The following is a 16,647-nucleotide window of genomic DNA, read 5'->3' as shown; positions in this document are numbered from 1 at the left end:
GAAGGTGGTCCTTTCTACGCGGCGACGGCTGCGCCGATGTCCTCGATCGAGACGTACGAATTGCTGTAGGAGAGGAAGCGGACCTTTCCGTACGCCGCCGAGTCGCGGCGTGCACGCAGGAACACGCCCACGCGGTAGGTGCCGGTCGTGGGCGGCGTGACGATGCCCGTCATGGCTACGCCGTTAGACGTGTTCGAGTCGTCGTCGAAGACCGTGGTGAACATCTGGCCGCCCAGGGCGAGGGCGCTGGCGCTGGTCACGGCGGTGCCTGCCGCGTAACGGATGGTGGTCTGAGCCGATTGCTTCGCGTACCGAAGCGTGGCGGTGTCCCCGGTTCCGTCCGTGTCCACGCTCGCCGCCTGGACGGTCACCTTGTAGGACCGGCCCGCCTCGGCGTTCAGTGTTACGGAATAGCAGAGGGTCTCTGCGTCGCTCGCCACGTAAGCGCTGTCGGGGAGCGGCGACACCTGAATGAGGCCGCGCGCCCGATCGTCCTCATGGGCCAGCCTCCGCCATCTGGTCCAGCCGCCCGCGTCAGAGCCGGTGCGAGTCCACTCTTCTGAGGAGGCTGGGGAAAGCCGCACCCAACGCTGCTCGGCGAACGAACTGCCCTCCGGGCGGAAGGTTTTCAGTACGCCGTACCGGCCATCACCGCTGAAGTCCCAACCTCCGGCGAGGCCGTAGTCGGATGCGATGGCGCATGTGGAGTAGCCCTCGGGGTAGGCCGAGGGAAGCTGCGCCTGCTTGATGGTGGCCTGGTTGAGGCGGGCGTCGTAGGCGACCACCCGCCAGGGCGACCATGTGTTCGTGGTGGGGGAGCCACCGCGGACCCACTCTTCATGCGTCTCGGTAGCTCCGTGGGTGCGGGACCAGCGCTGTGTCGTGTAGCCCGTGCTGGTCGCCGATGTCCAGACGAATCCGCCCATCGGGGCGAAGTCCCATCCGCCCGCAGTCGCGTCCGCCGCGCTCACGTAGAGGCGGGAGTCCTCGTACGGGTATGCGGTCGGCGCGGTGGCCTGCGTGAAGTCCGCGGTCGTGAGAATCTGCTTGTAGTCGAGCTGCCGCCACGGGGCCCAGCCACTCGAACGGTTGCCGCCACGGACCCAGTCCTCGCGGTGGGTGGTAGCGGCGTGCACTCGGCTCCACGTCTGATACGCGTCGCCGTTGGCCTGCCGCCTGGTGGCGAGGAAACCGTACTTCCCGCCGAAGTCCCATCCGCCGGCAGTGGCATCAGCCGCAGTGAGGTAGATGACGGACGCGCCCTCGGGGTAGTCGTCCGTCTTGCTGGCCTGCACCAGGAGGCCCGCCGGTATCTCGCGGGGTCCGGCAGGAGTCGCCTCGCCTGTGCGCTCCAGAGCCGATACGCGGGACTCCAGATCCTTCGCGGCCTTTGCGTCCGCGAGAGCTGGGTTCAGCGGGGTGGGGTCGCCCAGGGTGGCACCGAGCCGGTAGCCGTCCGAGTCGACCTTCAGGACCATGCCCGTGACGACCGCCGTCATCTCGGCGTTGCCGACGAGGACGGACACCTTGTCGCCGAGGAACCAGTCGCGGCCGAAGTCGAGCGCGCTGTCCTCCATCGGGACGGCTTGCGCTGCCCGGACGGTCGCGCCGCCATCGGCGAGGGCCTCTGTACCCTTCTGTGTCAGCTCGGCCGTATCGGTGGACGATCGCTCGTCGATGAAGCTCTCGATCCGTCGGCCCCAGTCGGTCTCGGAGGCAATCGAGTCCGCGTTGTCGACGCCGACGAAGAGGCGGTTCGAACCGTCCCCGTCGCCCCCCACGATCACGCGCGTCTTCTGCGGCGTGGAGACCGAGACCCGTTGCCCGGCGAGCGTGTTGTTCACGACGCCGAGACGGGCCTCCTTCGTGCGGTCCTTGACCGCGTACGTCTCGAAGACGAGGTTCGTGCCGCGCTGGACGATCCGGAAGCCGAGGCTTGCGGGGTCGGCGAGTTCCTTGCACAGTTCGCCGAGCTGCTGGAAGCGGGCGGCCTTGCTGACCACCGCTCCTCGCTTGCCGTCCGTGCCCATGATGAGCCCGGCGCGTTGCCGAGTGGCCGGGGCCGCCGGGCCGCAGTTCGCGTTGACGTACTGGTGCATGAGTGTCTCGGCCACGCCGGTCCGCTCGTCGTACGCGAAGTTCTGCGAGGCGGTGTTGCCGTTGCTCGGGTCGGGCCAGGCGAGCATGTCCGACAGGATGACCGTGTCGTCCACGCCTTCGACGGTCAGCGTGCCGAGGGGATCGGTCGCGGTGACCGCGCTCTCTGTTTTCACCGCCGGCCCGGAGAAGATCACGTCCGTGGGGCCGGTCACGATGATGCCCGCGCCGGGCGTGGACAGCACTGCGGCGAGCGGGTGTTCGGCGGAGAGCTGGAGCTTCCACGTGCCGACGTTGTTGTGGATGTCCTCGGCGTCCATGGCGAGCAGATCCGCAGGGATGGCCCCGACCCGAGTCAGGGTCCGGTCGCGTACCTCCACGAGAAGATCCTCTTGCTTCATACGACCACCCACTTCCGAGGACGCCAGGAGCACACGATCCGTGCAGCGGATGTGGTGTTGAGCAGGGAGGCCGTTGCCGTGGTGACGCCGGGCGCGACGGACCAGAATTGAGGGGCGACGGCCAGAGCCGAGTACCGGTTCGCGCCGGTTCCGTCCTTGACGGTGCCGGCGCCCATGTCCACGATCAGCTTCTCCCCGGCCGCGAGCGTCCCGGTCCAGTGCAGCGTTTTGCCGGTGGGGCTGATCGCCTTGAAATTGTCTCCGGGTCCGGTGACTTCCCAGACGGGAAAGGCCGGCACATCGCCTTCATTGGTCAGCTCGACGGAACCGATCGCCTGCGACGAGGCGAGCGGCATCGACGACATGGACGACAGGAACGCTGCCGCCGTGGCCCCGCCGATCGTGACCGTCTGGGGCGAGTCTGCCAGGAAGTACGGGCTTGGCGCCCGCAGGGTGATGACGGTCTGCACATCCCGGCTGCCTGCGCCGGGCTCCATCTCCCCGCCTCCGGTCCACGCGACCGGCGTCGACCAGCGGTCGCCCTGGGGGTCGATGGCCGCCAGCGTCAGGCCGGTCTCGTCGGCCAGGACCCGCGCAAGGCGGGTGACCAATTCGGAGAGGTGCGACCGGTCCCGGCCCACGACGTCGAGAGGGATGTCGATGTCGCGGGGGAGGACGCGCCGCCCACGGTAGGCGGCGCCGTCCCCGGCACCTTCGAGCCACTGGACGGACAACTTGGGAAGCCCCAGGCCGGTTGCCCCGGCGAGGGCCTGGTATCCCACGCCGTCCGTTTCGAATCCGTCCAGACTGAGCGTGTCCGAAGCCGAAGCCAGTTCCAGCTTCACCAACCGACCATCCTTGCCCGCGAGGCAGCGGCGAACAGCTCCTCTGCGGACGAGAGGGAACTGCCGTTGCTCGCGTAGTAGTTGAGAACCTTTGTTGTGGACTGACTTGCGCCAGCCGCCGAGAGGCCGCCCGCCACAGCGGACGTGACCTCGCGGGACGCTGCCGAGGTTGCGCTCGCGGCGAGCGCCTCGGTTGCCCGCTGGACCCGGCCCCGCTCGTCCGTCACGCCCAGGCCGAAGCCCTTGCCGACGAAAGCGCCGAGCTTCCGGAACAGCCGCGATGGGCTGTGGATGTCGAGGGCCTTCTTGATCGCCGCGACCATGGCGTCAGCGATCTTGAGCATCTGCGCCTCGATGCGGTCCTGGGACGCTTCGAGCCCCTTAACGAGACCCTCGGCCGCCTGGACGCCCGCGTCGTACATGTAGTGCGAGGCGGTGCTCCCGGCGGAGGAGGCGTACTGCTCCAACTCCTTCTGGAGAGCGTTGATTTCAGAGACTCCGCTGTCTCCGGCGTTGGCGATGGCCTCGGCTGCGGCGAGCCCAGCCTCGGGGCCGGACATGGCGATCTGGTCGAAGGTCGCCTGGTTGAGGCCGAGCGTCTTCAGCCGCTTGAGCACGGCCGCGAAGCGCTTCGCCTCCTCGACCGCGTTCTTCAGCGACGCCGAGATCCCGGTGAAGGTGGCGTCCTCGACCTTGGTCACGTCGCCGGTGCCGAGCACCCGCTCGCCGACCTGCGAGGCGTAGTCCGCCATCTCCTCGCGGATCTTGTCGAGCTTGTCCCGGGCCGATTCGAGCTTGGACGCGCCAGCTTCCCACTGGGCCGCCAGCTTCAAGAGCTGCGTCCGGTCGCTGCTGATCCGGGCCTTCAGCCCCTTCGAGGCGCTGGCCGGGATCTTCGCCGTGAGGTCGTTGAGCGACTGCTTGACGGCGTCGTACTGGCTCTCCAGGCCCTTGATCAGGCCGGAGATGATCAGCCTGCCCGCCTCGTAGAGGAGTACCGCGTCCTTCGGGGCCGGTCCCTTCCAATCGGTAAGTTTCGAGGTCAGAGACCCGAGGGTCGACTTCACCGAGCTGAACATCGACTTGATGCCGGAGACGAACCCCGTGATCAGGGACTTGCCCGCCGATATCAGAACGGACCCCATCGACCCGAGGGCGCTCTTCGCCTTGCCGGGCAACTCCTTGACCGTGGTGACAGCCTTGCCGATCCACTCGCCGATCGTGCGTACGAGGGCGCTCAGCGCGGAGCTGGCCGCCGACCGGATGGAGGACCAGGAGGAGGAGAACGCTCGCCCGATGGCGCTCAGCCCGTCACTGACGAGCCCGCGCATCCCGGTCATGAAGACGCCGAGCCATCCGCGGATCGCGGCGAACGCGGCTACGCACAGATCCTCGATCAGCTTCCAGCCGGACTTGAAGAGGGCGCCAACTGCCTTGAGTCCCCTGCCGATCCCGCCGATCAGGCCGATGTTCAGGAACGCTTCGAGTGCGCCGAGGATGGTGTCCCAGACGCCCTTGACCAGGGTCCAGACGCCGGTCCAGAACTGCGACCAACCGGCCTTCAGAGTCGAGAAGTTGCCGGTGAACAGGCCCTCGATCAGGCCCCAGGCCATTTTCAGGACGCCGACGATGATGTCCCAGACGCCCCGGACGATCTCGACCAGGCCCTCGAAGACGAGGGCGACGCCGTTGACCGCAGCGACCAGAGCGCCCGCCAGCAGTTCGACGATGAACTTGATCACCGGTACGAGGACCGGCATCAGGAAGTTCACGACCGCGAGCAGCGCGTCAAGAACGGGCTGGATCGCTTCGAGCAGTCGCTGTATCGCGTCCGCGAGCGGCGGAAGGACGCCCTGGATGACCTCCGAGAGCATCGGCAGGAGCGGCGCGATGACCGCCGTGATGATCTGGAGAGCGACCGCGATGATCGGCTGGAGCGCGGCGAGCACCTGCTGAAGCGCAGCAGCCAGTACGGGGAGGACCGGGGCCAGCGCCGACATGAGCGCTTGCCCGAGCGGCATGACCGCCTGGAAGAGCTGCGTGAAGATCGCGGCGACCGGAGGCAGGAGCGTTGCCAAGAACTGGAAAGCAGCACCGAGCATCTGCCCGACGATCGGCACCATCCGCTGGATGATCGGGGTGAGCTGCTGGAACGCCCCGGCGAGAGCGCCCATCAGCAGCTCGATGATCGGGGTGATCATCGGGGCCAGGGCGGCGAAGGCGCGGGCCAGCGGACCCAGGGCCGCGCCCACCAGCGGGCCGAGCTGGGCGACGAGCGTGCCCACCACGGCCAGTACGGCGCCGAGGGCGGCGCCCAGTGGAGCCAGTGCGGGGACGAGGCCCTCGACACCGCTCTGCATGCCGTCGAACAGGGCGTGGACCCCGGCGGTGATCGCAGGCTGGTTCAGCGCGTCCGCGATACCGCCCAGCGCGGTGCCGATGATGTTGCCGACCTGCGGGAGGACGGAGGTCAGGAGACTGACGACCGTGCTCAGAAAACCGCGCAGCTGAGGGCCGGCACTGAGCATCAGCTCGTTCATCGCCTCGTGCGCGGAGTAGAACAGCATCCGCATGGCGTCCTGGACGCCCGAGCTGTCGATCTTCTGATGGATCTGGTCGAGCGTGTCGGCCAGCGTTCCGAGGGTGGAGCCGCCGGCTTCCTCGGCCGCGCGGGCGACGCCCGCGAAGATGCCGCCGATGTCGACGACGATCGAGCCGAGATCCTTGAGGGCGACGATGCCCTCGTCGATCATGTCCTTGAGGCCGTTGTCGCCCTTCTTCGACAGCCAGGCGTCGAAGTTCTCGCTGATCTTGACGAACCACGAGGCAAGGTCAGGGAGGTAGCTGGTGCCGACCCGGCCGAGCGTGGCGATGATCGAGGCGAAGGTGTCCGTACCGTCCGTCGCGATGGAGATCGACGCGGACAGGTCCGTGAACATCTGGGTCAGCGCCGGGGAGAGCGACGTGCCCAGGTTGGTAGCGAACGACCCGAAGAAGCTGCCGAGTTCGGTGGCGGTCTCGGAGACGCCATCGCGGAACTTGGGAAGCAGGTCGTCGACGACGGCACGGATCGGCTCCGCCGCCTTGGCCCAGAAGTTCTCCGAGATCGTGTCCTGGAGGCCGGAGAGCGCCGACTTGACCTCGGGTATGACCTTGTTGAAGTCCTTCAGCGCGGCGATCGAAACGCCCAGGCCGACCGCCATGCCGCCCAGGAGTCCCGGCAGCAGAAGCGCTGTTGGTGCGATCGACGCGAGCGATGCGGACAGCGTGAAGAGGTTCGAGGCCGCGGTGAGCCCCCAGCCCGCGAGACCCGCGATGGCCGTGGCCAGGGTGCCGATGATCGGCGCGGAACGATCGAGGTTCTTGATCGACTTCCACAGCCGCTCGAAGGTGTCCGACAGGACGCGGGCCCCGGAGAGCGCGGCGAGGGCGGTGCCGACCTTCGCGAGCGCGGCGTTGTCGAGGTCGGGGATGATCGGGACGGTGCGCGGCCGGGTCAGGATGCCCAAGCGGGCGCTCACGGCCGCGCTGGCGGCCGAGGGCCAGTTCAGCTCGATGTCGACCTTGACCGGAGAAACGCTTCTGCGCCACCGGTCGATCTCGTCCTTCGCGCGGTCGGCGGAGTCCTTGTCGAGTTCCAGCACGATCTTGCCCGAGCCGGTGACATCGCCGATCTTGAAGTCGATCTTCTCGTGCTTGGCCTTCTCGCGGAGCTTGATCGCCGCTTCCTTCACGGCCCTGGCCATGCCGTTGCCGTCGATGGCTGTGAAGAAGCGGATCTTGCGGGCGTCAGTCGCCTTGTTGTCGCGGTTGATGTCCCGGACGATCTGAAGGACATCGCGGCGTGCGCCGGTCGCGTCGGCCTTCGTCTGGATCGTGACCGAGAGATCGGACTCGATCCGCCTGAGCTGTTCCTTGAGGTCCTTCTTGAAGCCGGACGTGTCCGGCATGACCTTGACCGCGATCCGGCCGACGATGTTCGCGTCGGACAACCACTTACCTCCGCTGGAATACCTTGTAGATCTCGGCGACCGAGCGGGGCTTGCGGGCCTTGGACTTCGCAGCCTTCTTCTTGATTTCGGGCCTGGGGTAGGCGGGGATCTTCGGTGCCTTGCCCTTGCCCCACTGGCCGGTCGCCCTCGTGTTCTGGTTGATCGCGTCGTAGAGGTCGGCGGTCAGGTGGCGGTCCTGGCCCCAACCGAACTGGTCACGGCCGCCCGACGCGAGGGCGATCGTCAGAGCGGTGTCGGGAAGCCTCTGCACGAGCAGAAGGACGAGCGCGGGAGAAGGGCCCCGGCCCTCGATCACGTCGGCGAGATCGACGCCGTAGTGAAAGAGGAGATCGGGGTACAAGCCCTCCCCGTACTCGTCGATCAGCCCTGCGAGGCCGAGGCTTCCCCCGCCTGGGTGCTCTCGCCGTAGTGGCCGAAGATCTCCGCGAGGATCGCGAGGTCATGCCCCACGGCCGTGAGCAGCTTCTCGGCAGCCTTCTCCGATTCGGCGATGGTGCGGATGGCGCCGGCCAGCGACTCGGCCTGGTCCACGTCGTCGTTGCCCATCTCCTCCTGGAGCTTCGCGAGGGCCTCGCGCTTAGCCTTCGACAGGCGCAGGGGGTTCAGGAGGCGAACGGTGTCGTCGCCGAAGGTGATGTCGGTCGAGCCGTACTTGCGTTCAGCTGCGGCGCGGATGTCGTCGAGGGAGAAAGTAGCCATGGGGGTGCGGACCTCCGGAGGAGAAGACGGGGAAGGGGAGCGGACCGAAGCAGGGGAGAGAGTCCGGCGCGGGCGGGTCCGCAACGCCCGCGCCGGGAGCCGTCAGGCGACCTGTCCAGCGACCCAGGCCGAGCCGTTCCAGTACGCCTTCGTGGAGTCGGCGAGGACGACGTGCTGACCGGTGGTCCACGCCGTCGTCGGAGTGGCGAGCACGCTGGACAGCGCGGCGAGGTCGGCAGGCGTTACCGCGCCGTCCGGGGTGAAGTCGCCGGGGCTGCCGGCGGTCGCGCCGGTCGCCAGAGTTCCACCGAGAGGCGTGATGGCGTAGGTCCACACATTCGATCCGTACGCCATGGGCTTGACCCCGATAGGAAGACCGGCAAGCGATTCCGTATCGGAGATCGACATGTCGTCGGCACGGTAGATTTCCGCGCGTGGCGCGTAGAACGCGAAGTGATTCTCACCATCGACGAATACGGCCATGAAGGCAGACTGCGTGGGCTCCGGGTCGGTCGGAACTCCAACCGAACCATCGGGGAGAATAGGGGCGTTGGCGCCGAAGTAGAGCCGCAGGGCGGCGGTGTCCCACTGCTGGAGGGTGAAAGTCATCGTCTCCGTACGCGCGCTGTACTTGGTGCGAAGACTCTTGTTCTGAAGGCTTCCGATCGTGGTCGCCTCGCCACCCTCGGAGGTGATTCCGAAGATGTCCTCAAGAGAGGTGTGACCCACGTTCTGCCAGGGGCTGACCGGCGTCAGCAGGTCTGCGGGCATGGTCGTACCGACCGGGGCCGTCAGGTAATTCCCAGACCCGACAACGAGAGTCGCGTCATCGTTAATCGCCAAAGAAGTTTGATCCTTACTCGCACACGACGAAGGCCCGGAGCCCAAAAGGGTTGCCGGGCCTTTCGTGGTGGGGATGGGTTACGGGGTGTAGGGGCGAACGCGGGGCTTGCGGATCTGAACGTCGTAGATCGACTCGTACCGCCAGATCCCCGTGGGCAGGTCGGCGTACTGAACCGGCCCCGTCGCGGTCGCCCAGTCCGTGGCGCGCCGTGGCGCAGAATTGAGGTCCACCCGGATGATGTGTCCAAGGCGCGGATAGACCCGCTGATTCAGCCACGCATTCCGCAAGGTGACTCGTACGGCTTCACCGAGAATCGCGGCGTCTTCATCCCCATCGGGGTTCGGCGCGAACGTGTTGATGACGATGCGGGCCGCGTCCGTGAAACGGGTGTCGCCCTGCCATTCACCCCAGGTTGGGTCGCGGCGGACCAGGACGAGCGGGAACTGCTCGTGCGCGTCGACCAAGGACTTCACTCGGATGCCCGGCAGGCCCTCGCGCAGCACGGCGAGCAGCAGATCCTCGACTGGCGACAGTTCCGCCAGGGCCTTGATGTGGTCGGGAAGTCCCGCCATCAGTCGAGCTGCACCTTGCCCTTCCGCTTCTTCGGGAGGTTCGCCGCGCGGGCCAGAATGAACAGCCCGTCCGAGGCGGGGATCGTGTCGAGGTAGGTGGTGCCATCGGCGCGCTCCCTGACCACCACGGAAGCGGCCCGGCCGTACTCGATCGAAAGAGCGGCCTTCTTGCCCCGCTCGTCGTCCAGCACGACGTACTTGTCCACGTCTCCGTCGACTACGTCGATCGTGGCGTGGCCCTCCAAGCGGTGAGCGAGAAGCAGAGCCTCGGCCCGTGCGGCAATCTCGAAGCGGGCCTCGTCGACAGCAGCCTGTACACCAGGCAGGACGGCAACGAGGTACTCCAGCTTCCGCTTCCCCTCGCGGTCGTAGATCTCAACCATCAGGGCCGCTCCCGGATGTCGATGCTCCAGTGCCGCGTGCGGCGGTCGCCGTGGTGGTAGGAGGGTGGTGTCACGATGTCCCACATGCGGCCCTGGTACTCGACGCGGGACCACAGCGTGACCCCTTCGAGGTTGGGGCTGACGATCATTCGCGTCACGTTGATCTGCTGCTGACCCGGGACTTCGGCCTTGCCCGAGCGCTGAGGGATGAAGGCGGCCTTCACGGTGACGGGGCTCGACTCGTCCACGGCGATCACAGAGTTGCCGCGCCGGTCAACAACTTCCTTGGTTGTCCACACTCGCGCGGTCTGGCCGCGCCGACGCTGCACGCTCACCAGGGCTCCCCGTCGTCGTTGAACAGAGGGAAGGGGCGGCCGTCGTATTCGACTGGCACAAGGCTCTCACCGCCAACTCGGCTGGGGCGGTGCGGGCGTAGCTTCGATCCCCAGGCGGAGACCGTCACGCTGGTCAGGCCCGGCCGGGTGCCGGCCAGGTCTTCGAGGAGTCGGATCTCCTCGCGGGTGAAGTAGATGCTGCCCGCGTCGCGGCCGTGGGCGTCCGACCAGCCGAGGGTTTCGTCACCGGCTCTCGACTGTGTATATCCGTTGGGGTTCCGCAGGTACCTCACTGCGGCCTTGAGGACGAGCGTCTTCACGAGGCGGGGCGCACGTTCCTCGGGCCACTCGCGTCCGTACGTGGCCGCCAGATCCGAGGCGTCCTCCAAAGCTGTTACAGCGATGCGGAGTTCGTCCTCGTCCAGCTCCCAATCAAGGCGGCCCGTCAGCTCGTCAAGTGTTGCGTAGGACATCGCTCGACCTCCTTTCCGAAGGGCCGGCGGGCCGCGCTCCCGGTCTGCACCAGGTCACGCGGCCCGCCGATCACGCTCAGGCGTTTGCCGGGTCGCTCTCGGCCGCCGGGCCGGTCGGGGTGAACACCTTCGCGTCGCTCACGCCTGTGATGGTCGCCAGCTCCGAGACGGCCTCCGGGTAGTCCGACTTGCCGTCGAGGGTGAGGCGGATGCCGCGCACGAAGTGCTCGTCCGTCGAGATGACCTCCTTCTCGGCTTCGGGGTCCCAGCCGACAAGCACGTCCTCCACCGAGCGGAAGCCCTGGTAGCAGTTCACGATGCTGCGGTCCTGGAAGACCTCGGAGTCGTAGTCACGGAGCCAGCGCAGCGCCAGGCCCTCGAAGGACGTGGTGGCGCCGTACGGAACGGACTGCGGGACGGAGGGGGCCGCCGAGGCGAAGATGAAGCCGGACTTGGCGAAGGCGTACGCGGCGTCGGCCGGGATCGTCTGGTCCACGATGAACCGGAAGCCGTACCGGTTGCCGAGGGTCGCGTTCACGAGAGCGGATTCGGCCTGGGAGTCGCCGACGTTTGAGGCGAGGTTCAGGTCCGGGTCGGAGAGGAGAACGGTCTCGAAGTCGGAGCCGACCACCATGTACCGATCGCCCTCCGGCACATTGAACTTGTTGAGGACTCGGCGGGCCTCGATGATTGCCTTGCGCATGGCACCTTCGGCGTTGCCGATGGTCACCGCATAAGGCTGGTCGACCAGGGTCTTCACCGCGCGGCGGGCTAGACCGCGCGCCACGGCCTTCACCTGCGGGCGCAGGAGCTTGCCCCACTGCGGGATATCGAAATCATTCTGCTCGTCGGTCAGTTTGACGCCGTTGTAGACGTTGCCGCCGAACTTGACCGGGATGGTCCGCTCGCTGTACTCGTCAAAGACGACCCGCTGACGAGTGCCCGGAGTCGAGCTGCCTGCGGAACCCGAACGCCACTCGTAGTCGTGGAAGGGGAGCACACCTTCGACCACGACGTTGATCGTGTCGCCCTTGGCGCCCTTGAACTTGTCGACGCCTTCCTTGATGAACAGGTTCGGAATGACGAGTTCCTGCTCAAGCATGCCTATGGCGGTCGCGATGAGCTTCTCGGGCTTGACTACCTGGTGTTCCGCTGTCACTAAATGGCCTCCTTGGGCAACAAAAAAGCCCCCGGAGTCGGAGGCGTAGCTAATGGGGTGGGACGCAGGTCAGCGGCGTGTAAGCCGCGCGAGCTTGCGCGGGTCCAGCTCGCCATCGTCCTCGTCACTCGGGTCCAGCCCGCCGCCCAGGGACTTGGGCAGGGGAGGGGCAAGGAGGCCCTGAAGTGCCTTCGCGTGGGCTTCGAGATCCTCGGCGGTCTCGCCCGTGAGCGCGTCGGCCAGCAGCTCGGGCAGCTCGAACTTGGAAGCCACCTTGGTCACCAGAAGTGACCGCTCCAGCTTCGTGTTCTCCGCCTTGACCTCGGACAGAGCGGCTTCGAACTCCTCGGGCGTCTTGGCTCCCGAGAGCTTTGTCTCGGCGTCCCGGAGACGCGTCCGATAGGACGCCGCCTCGCCGCGCACCTTCGTCAGCTCCTTGCGGGCCCAGTCGGGGAGATCGTCCTCCGCAGAGGCGGACGGGGACTCGCTGTTCGGGCCATCGGCTTCGGGCAGCTCGCTTTCCGCGGTGAGGGTCTCAGCGCCGTCCGGGCCGTTGGTGTCGGGAGTCTGCTCGGGCAAGGTCACGCCTCCTGGGCTGTGGTCATGGCAGCCTGCCGCGCCTCCTGGGCAGCGGCCTTCTGCTGGTCGCGTTGCTTCTGGCGGATGAACCGCCGCCAGACGGTGAGAGCCGCCTTACCGGAGTGCCCCTTGGTGACCTCGGGCCACCGGGCCTCGTACTCGCGGTTCAAGGCGAAGAGTTCAGAAGAGCCGTATTGCTGCCGGGAGAAGACCGGCATCGCGTAGCAGTGGCAGTTGTCATGGAAGAGGTCGCCGTCTGCGAACGTCGCTGACGCCTCGGACTTGTACGCCACACCCCGACTGATCAGCATCGCGCAGAACCCGCAGGGGGTGCCGGTCCGGGACAGCCGCACGTATCCGAGCGCCCGCCGATCGCGCCGCATGTGGGTCCAGGTGGATGAGCGTCCGCCGTTCATCGCGACCCGCGAAGCGGCGGCGGCCTGCTGAGCGCCGGCCTGTCTGTGCGCGTCCTCACGCTGCCGGTCCGCGTCTCGCGCGGGTTGGCCGTCGTTCACCTGGGACAACCGCTTGTCGAGATTCGAGGTGCCGAGGGCATCGAGGACGATGCGGAGTTCCTCCTCCGCCTCCCGCTCGATCCGTTCCTCTTCCTCCCGGAGCCCCTCGATCTCCTCCACAAGGATGCGTTCCCAGTCCTCGTCCTCATCGTCTTCGGGGACGGGGGTGCCAGGGGGAGCCGGAAGGCTCGCCGGGCTCGTACTCTCTGCGGGCGAGGCTTCCCCGCGCTCGGCGGTCGCGGCCTCGCCCACAGGCTCGGAAGCCGGGGGCTCGTAGGTCCCGCCCGCGAGAGCGGCGAACTGCTGACGCAGCTCGGTCAGGGCCACGTACGCGGGCTCCGGGTGATATGGGTCAGCCACCGTCGTGCCCGTCTGGAGGGCACGGGCCAGCCGGTAGTACGCCCGAGCGAGGTCCCGTGACTGGCGCCTGCGTCCCATGACGAGCGAGATCGCCCGCCGCAGCCAGCCGCCGGCCGTTGCCGCGCGGTGCGCAGCCGGGACCTCGGCCCAGAGGGACAGGGCCTCGGCCGTGGTCTCGACACCGATCTGACTCAGCGCGACGTGGAAGGCGGCCGACGCCTGGTCGGTCTCAGCCTGCCGGGTCGCGGTGGTCACGCGGCCTCCGCGAAGCCCGAGTCAGCGCCCGTCGCGCGGGTGATCGCGGTCGAGAGCTGGCGCACGGAATCCTCGTCCTCCGCCATCTCCGCCCAGTCCTCGTATTCGGTCTGGGTGACACCGGGAACACGCCGCCAGAGGCCCTTTGCGGGAATGCCGAGCTGCTCGCGCAACTTCCCGAGCGCATCCGCAGCCTGAGCGAGCGAGCGGGATTCCATATCGCGCCAGATGACCTCACCCTGGTAGTCGTCAGCATTGCCGACACCGGACAGCTCAGCGGAGAGCCGGAAAACCCTCTCCCAACATTCTCCGAAGGCGGTTCGGAATTCGGCAATCTTTCGACTCAAGGCGGTCTCCGCAGCTAGGAGGGCCTCGGCGGACAGATTGGCGATCTGCCCCAGAAGGTGATGAGGGGGTGTCTGGGAAACCGCCGCGAGGTGCCTTATGGACATATCCACGCTCTCGATGAATCCACCGAGAGGAGTTTCGTCCAGGCTTCCAAATTTAACGTCCGCGTCCTCCGCGAAAAGGAACCGGCGGGCATTGTGATTGATGGGAAGCGGAATGGGGTTGCCGTCATCGTCAAGTACCGGCTCACCTGTTTCCGGGTCTCGCCGGATCGGCGGGGCCATGCCCGTTGCTGTCCTGACCTTGACGCTCGCGTAGGTCTGCGCCACCAGGAGATCGAAGATCGTTTGATTGATTCGATCTTGAAGCGCGATCATCGGTTCGATGACACCGAGGGTCCGGCCCTCAAGGTCAACGAGGGCAGCGAAGCGCGTCACGGGGCACTCGGTAGCACCATGCCTGCGCACTCGTGTGACCGTGATCCCGTCCTGATCGCCCAGGCTGCGGAACAGCACCTCGTACTCGTGGCGGGCATCCCACAGCCGGGCCCGGCCGCGCGTCTCGCTCTGCGGCCAGACGGTGACCGTCAAGGCCGCGTACGGCACGTCATCGTTCGCGGGGTCCTCGAACAGGGCGCTCGTCCGCAGGGCGGATAGGCCCTTCGTGCGAACGAGGCCGGCCGTCCCCTTCTCCGTGACCGTGAAGGAGTGCCCGTACGCCAACGCCCCCCGATACACAGCAGCTTGCCGAGCGTCCAGCCTCGACCGCTGCCAGTGCGACCACTCGGCAGAGGTCGTCTGCACCTCGACCGGGAGGCCGCCCGCGGCCTGTCCGGGCCGGTACCCATCGACGTAGAGGGCCTGGGCTGGAGTCCCGACGAGCAGGGGCATCCAGTTCGACACCGCACGGCGGGCGAGAAGCCGGTACTCGTCGTCAGCCGACGGAGGCATGTACGGGTCGGCGTGACGCCCGTGAAGGTAGTCATCAATCCGGTGCAGCCGGGAACTGTCCTTGTGCAGGATGGCGAGGAGCTGCCGCGCGAGCGCGGCAGGGGACGCGTCAGTCACCCGCCACCCCCTTCCGGTTCAAGTTAGCCGTTCGAGTCAGAGGAAAAACCCTCTGCCCGTACGGCGACGGGTCTTCTTGCCGCGTGCCCGCAGGTCAACCAGGGCCTCGTGCGCGAGCATGAGCGCGGCGTACGCGTCCACCTTCTTGGGGGAGTCGCGACTCTCCTTGCCGAAGGAGATGCCGAAGTTGTTCACGCGGCGGCGCGCGTTTAGCACGTGTCTACGGAGCTTGAGGTCTCCGTCATGGCAGAGCTTGCCGTCGAGGATCGAGCGCATCAGGCGCTCGTGGGCCATCGTTGAGGTCTTCAGGCTTGACCGCATGTCCCAGCCGATCCGGTCCTTGCCCAGCGGCGACTTCACTGCCAACCCCTCGCCGTACGCCTCATCCCACTCGGAGATGTAGCTCTCCCAGAGCGCCACGTCGGCATACATGCCCTGCACTGAGAAAACGCGAAAGGTGTCGTGCACTACCGAGTCGACCTCGGCGCGTGGGACTTCCCAGTTCACTCCTGCCGGGCCGTCCGGCTTCTCCCACAAGCCGATCAGGAAGGCCGCCATGTCGGAGACGCGGAGAGCGACGACACAGGTGGAGTCGTCGGTTTTGCCTCCATCGAAGCCGATGACGACTTCGTCGCCGGGGTTCAGCGTGAGCGAGGTATCCCTCAAGGGGTCCCACTGCGCCGGGCTGTGTACCGCATCCTCTTCGGCCACGATCTGATTCAGGTACATGCGCCGAGAGCGCGCTGCCGAGATCGTCAGGTTCAGGACCGACTTGATGATCGATTCGACCTTTAGCCAGATGGCATCGCCCCGGATCTTCGGGATGACGATCCGCAGGGCTTCGGCCGTCAGCGGGGTCTTGGGATGTGCCTCGATCGAGTCGTACAACGCGCCGACATCGGTCGCCAGGCCCGCCCGAACCTTCTCGTATGCCTCACGCATACGCTCGGCCACACTGTCCTCGCCCGGCATGAAGGCGTTGGTGATCGACAGGTATCGGGAGTCCATTTTCGTGGCATTGCCGTCGATGGTCTCGTACATCTTGTGCCCACCGTTGCCCGAGATCCAATGATGGGTCTCGTTGAGCAGGGTGAAAGTTGTGCGTTTTCCCTCGATAGCTCGATACGAACTGGTAACCGCCTGGAGCCGCTTGCGCCCTCGGTCTGCCCGGATCAGCTCGGCACCCATCTTGATGCCGTACGTCGAGATGAGCCTCTCGGACATCAGGACTGGCAAGTAACCCATGGTGTTCGTCGTCTGCTCCTGGCTGACGGCAGTCACCTGCACCCATGCCTGCGGATGTGGTTTGGCCACCGGGTCGCCGTCCTCGCCCCAGTGCGAGAAACGACTCGGCCCGACGAATTCGACCAGGCTGACCACGGCGAGCAGAGGGTCCTTCCCCCAGCCTTTTAGCCGCTGGAGGACGCCCGTGCGGTACACGAACTCTCCGTCCTCGTCGATGGCGTACCACCAAAGGAGGAACCGGAGCTGCTCGCGAGTGAACTTCCAGGGGACGCGCTTCTCGTCGGTCGAGCCCTCGCCGTCCAGGTACTGTGCGCACCATCCGGCGATCTGCCAGCCGAGGGTGCGCGCCGGCAACTTCCACTGCCCGAACGCATCCTTCTGCCAGGTCGGTCCGTGGAACTCTGGCTCCAGAGCCTCGATCTCTTCGAGGGTGAGGTTCGCCGTGGTAGCCATCGCT

Annotated in this window: 15 protein-coding genes; all 15 read right to left on the bottom strand. The window is 66.8% G+C overall.

Annotated features, from left to right (window positions below; translation table 11 throughout):
• Nucleotides 1-14: 14 nt before the first annotated feature.
• Complete coding sequence (locus tag OG599_RS09240) at nucleotides 15-2,498, bottom strand: siphovirus ReqiPepy6 Gp37-like family protein (RefSeq protein ID WP_327175477.1); 2,484 nt, start codon at nucleotides 2,496-2,498, stop codon at nucleotides 15-17.
• Nucleotides 2,495-3,343: a phage distal tail protein gene (locus OG599_RS09235; protein ID WP_327175476.1), complete on the bottom strand. Its 849-nt coding sequence runs from the start codon at nucleotides 3,341-3,343 to the stop codon at nucleotides 2,495-2,497. The genes OG599_RS09240 and OG599_RS09235 overlap by 4 nt, the downstream gene beginning before the upstream one ends.
• Nucleotides 3,340-7,335 carry a phage tail protein gene (locus OG599_RS09230; protein ID WP_327175475.1) on the bottom strand — a complete coding sequence of 1,332 codons (3,996 nt, stop codon included), beginning with the start codon at nucleotides 7,333-7,335 and terminating at the stop codon, nucleotides 3,340-3,342. The genes OG599_RS09235 and OG599_RS09230 overlap by 4 nt, the downstream gene beginning before the upstream one ends.
• A 4-nt stretch (nucleotides 7,336-7,339) precedes the next feature.
• The gene (locus OG599_RS09225) at nucleotides 7,340-7,696 is read right to left on the bottom strand and encodes a hypothetical protein (RefSeq protein ID WP_327175474.1); all 357 of its coding nucleotides are present in this window, start codon (nucleotides 7,694-7,696) and stop codon (nucleotides 7,340-7,342) included.
• Between the two features lie 20 nt (nucleotides 7,697-7,716).
• A complete protein-coding gene (locus OG599_RS09220; protein WP_327175473.1) occupies nucleotides 7,717-8,055 on the bottom strand; it encodes a phage tail assembly protein in 339 nt (112 codons plus the stop codon).
• Nucleotides 8,056-8,157: 102 nt separating this feature from the next.
• Entirely contained in the window at nucleotides 8,158-8,898 is a 741-nt protein-coding gene (locus tag OG599_RS09215) for a phage tail tube protein (protein ID WP_442809398.1), read from the bottom strand.
• Nucleotides 8,899-8,976: 78 nt separating this feature from the next.
• Nucleotides 8,977-9,471, bottom strand: coding sequence for a hypothetical protein (locus tag OG599_RS09210; RefSeq protein ID WP_327175471.1), 495 nt, complete (start codon nucleotides 9,469-9,471; stop codon nucleotides 8,977-8,979).
• Entirely contained in the window at nucleotides 9,471-9,854 is a 384-nt protein-coding gene (locus OG599_RS09205; protein ID WP_327175470.1) for a DUF5403 family protein, read from the bottom strand. The genes OG599_RS09210 and OG599_RS09205 overlap by 1 nt, the downstream gene beginning before the upstream one ends.
• Nucleotides 9,854-10,189 carry a phage head-tail adapter protein gene (locus OG599_RS09200; protein WP_327175469.1) on the bottom strand — a complete coding sequence of 112 codons (336 nt, stop codon included), beginning with the start codon at nucleotides 10,187-10,189 and terminating at the stop codon, nucleotides 9,854-9,856. The genes OG599_RS09205 and OG599_RS09200 overlap by 1 nt, the downstream gene beginning before the upstream one ends.
• Nucleotides 10,186-10,662, bottom strand: coding sequence for a hypothetical protein (locus OG599_RS09195; protein WP_327175468.1), 477 nt, complete (start codon nucleotides 10,660-10,662; stop codon nucleotides 10,186-10,188). The genes OG599_RS09200 and OG599_RS09195 overlap by 4 nt, the downstream gene beginning before the upstream one ends.
• Before the next feature lie 76 nt (nucleotides 10,663-10,738).
• Complete coding sequence (locus OG599_RS09190) at nucleotides 10,739-11,821, bottom strand: hypothetical protein (protein ID WP_327175467.1); 1,083 nt, start codon at nucleotides 11,819-11,821, stop codon at nucleotides 10,739-10,741.
• Between the two features lie 69 nt (nucleotides 11,822-11,890).
• A complete protein-coding gene (locus OG599_RS09185) occupies nucleotides 11,891-12,406 on the bottom strand; it encodes a hypothetical protein (RefSeq protein WP_327175466.1) in 516 nt (171 codons plus the stop codon).
• Complete coding sequence (locus OG599_RS09180) at nucleotides 12,403-13,530, bottom strand: VG15 protein (RefSeq protein ID WP_327175465.1); 1,128 nt, start codon at nucleotides 13,528-13,530, stop codon at nucleotides 12,403-12,405. The genes OG599_RS09185 and OG599_RS09180 overlap by 4 nt, the downstream gene beginning before the upstream one ends.
• Nucleotides 13,527-14,945, bottom strand: a complete 1,419-nt coding sequence (locus OG599_RS09175) for a phage portal protein (protein WP_327175464.1) — start codon at nucleotides 14,943-14,945, stop codon at nucleotides 13,527-13,529. The genes OG599_RS09180 and OG599_RS09175 overlap by 4 nt, the downstream gene beginning before the upstream one ends.
• Nucleotides 14,946-14,981: 36 nt before the next feature.
• Entirely contained in the window at nucleotides 14,982-16,643 is a 1,662-nt protein-coding gene (locus OG599_RS09170; RefSeq protein ID WP_327175463.1) for a terminase, read from the bottom strand.
• Nucleotides 16,644-16,647: the final 4 nt, after the last annotated feature.

Source organism: Streptomyces sp. NBC_01335 (genome assembly GCF_035953295.1).
GTDB lineage: Bacteria > Actinomycetota > Actinomycetes > Streptomycetales > Streptomycetaceae > Streptomyces.
The sequence above is the reverse complement of the archived record's forward strand: the minus strand, read 5'-3'. Positions and strand labels throughout refer to the sequence as shown.

Coding starts and splice junctions, on each gene's coding strand:
- OG599_RS09240 (WP_327175477.1), bottom strand. CDS start 2,498: ATGAAGCAAGAGGATCTTCTCGTGGAGGTACGCGACCGGACCCTGACT.
- OG599_RS09220 (WP_327175473.1), bottom strand. CDS start 8,055: ATGGCTACTTTCTCCCTCGACGACATCCGCGCCGCAGCTGAACGCAAG.
- OG599_RS09210 (WP_327175471.1), bottom strand. CDS start 9,471: ATGGCGGGACTTCCCGACCACATCAAGGCCCTGGCGGAACTGTCGCCA.
- OG599_RS09205 (WP_327175470.1), bottom strand. CDS start 9,854: ATGGTTGAGATCTACGACCGCGAGGGGAAGCGGAAGCTGGAGTACCTC.
- OG599_RS09195 (WP_327175468.1), bottom strand. CDS start 10,662: ATGTCCTACGCAACACTTGACGAGCTGACGGGCCGCCTTGATTGGGAG.
- OG599_RS09170 (WP_327175463.1), bottom strand. CDS start 16,643: ATGGCTACCACGGCGAACCTCACCCTCGAAGAGATCGAGGCTCTGGAG.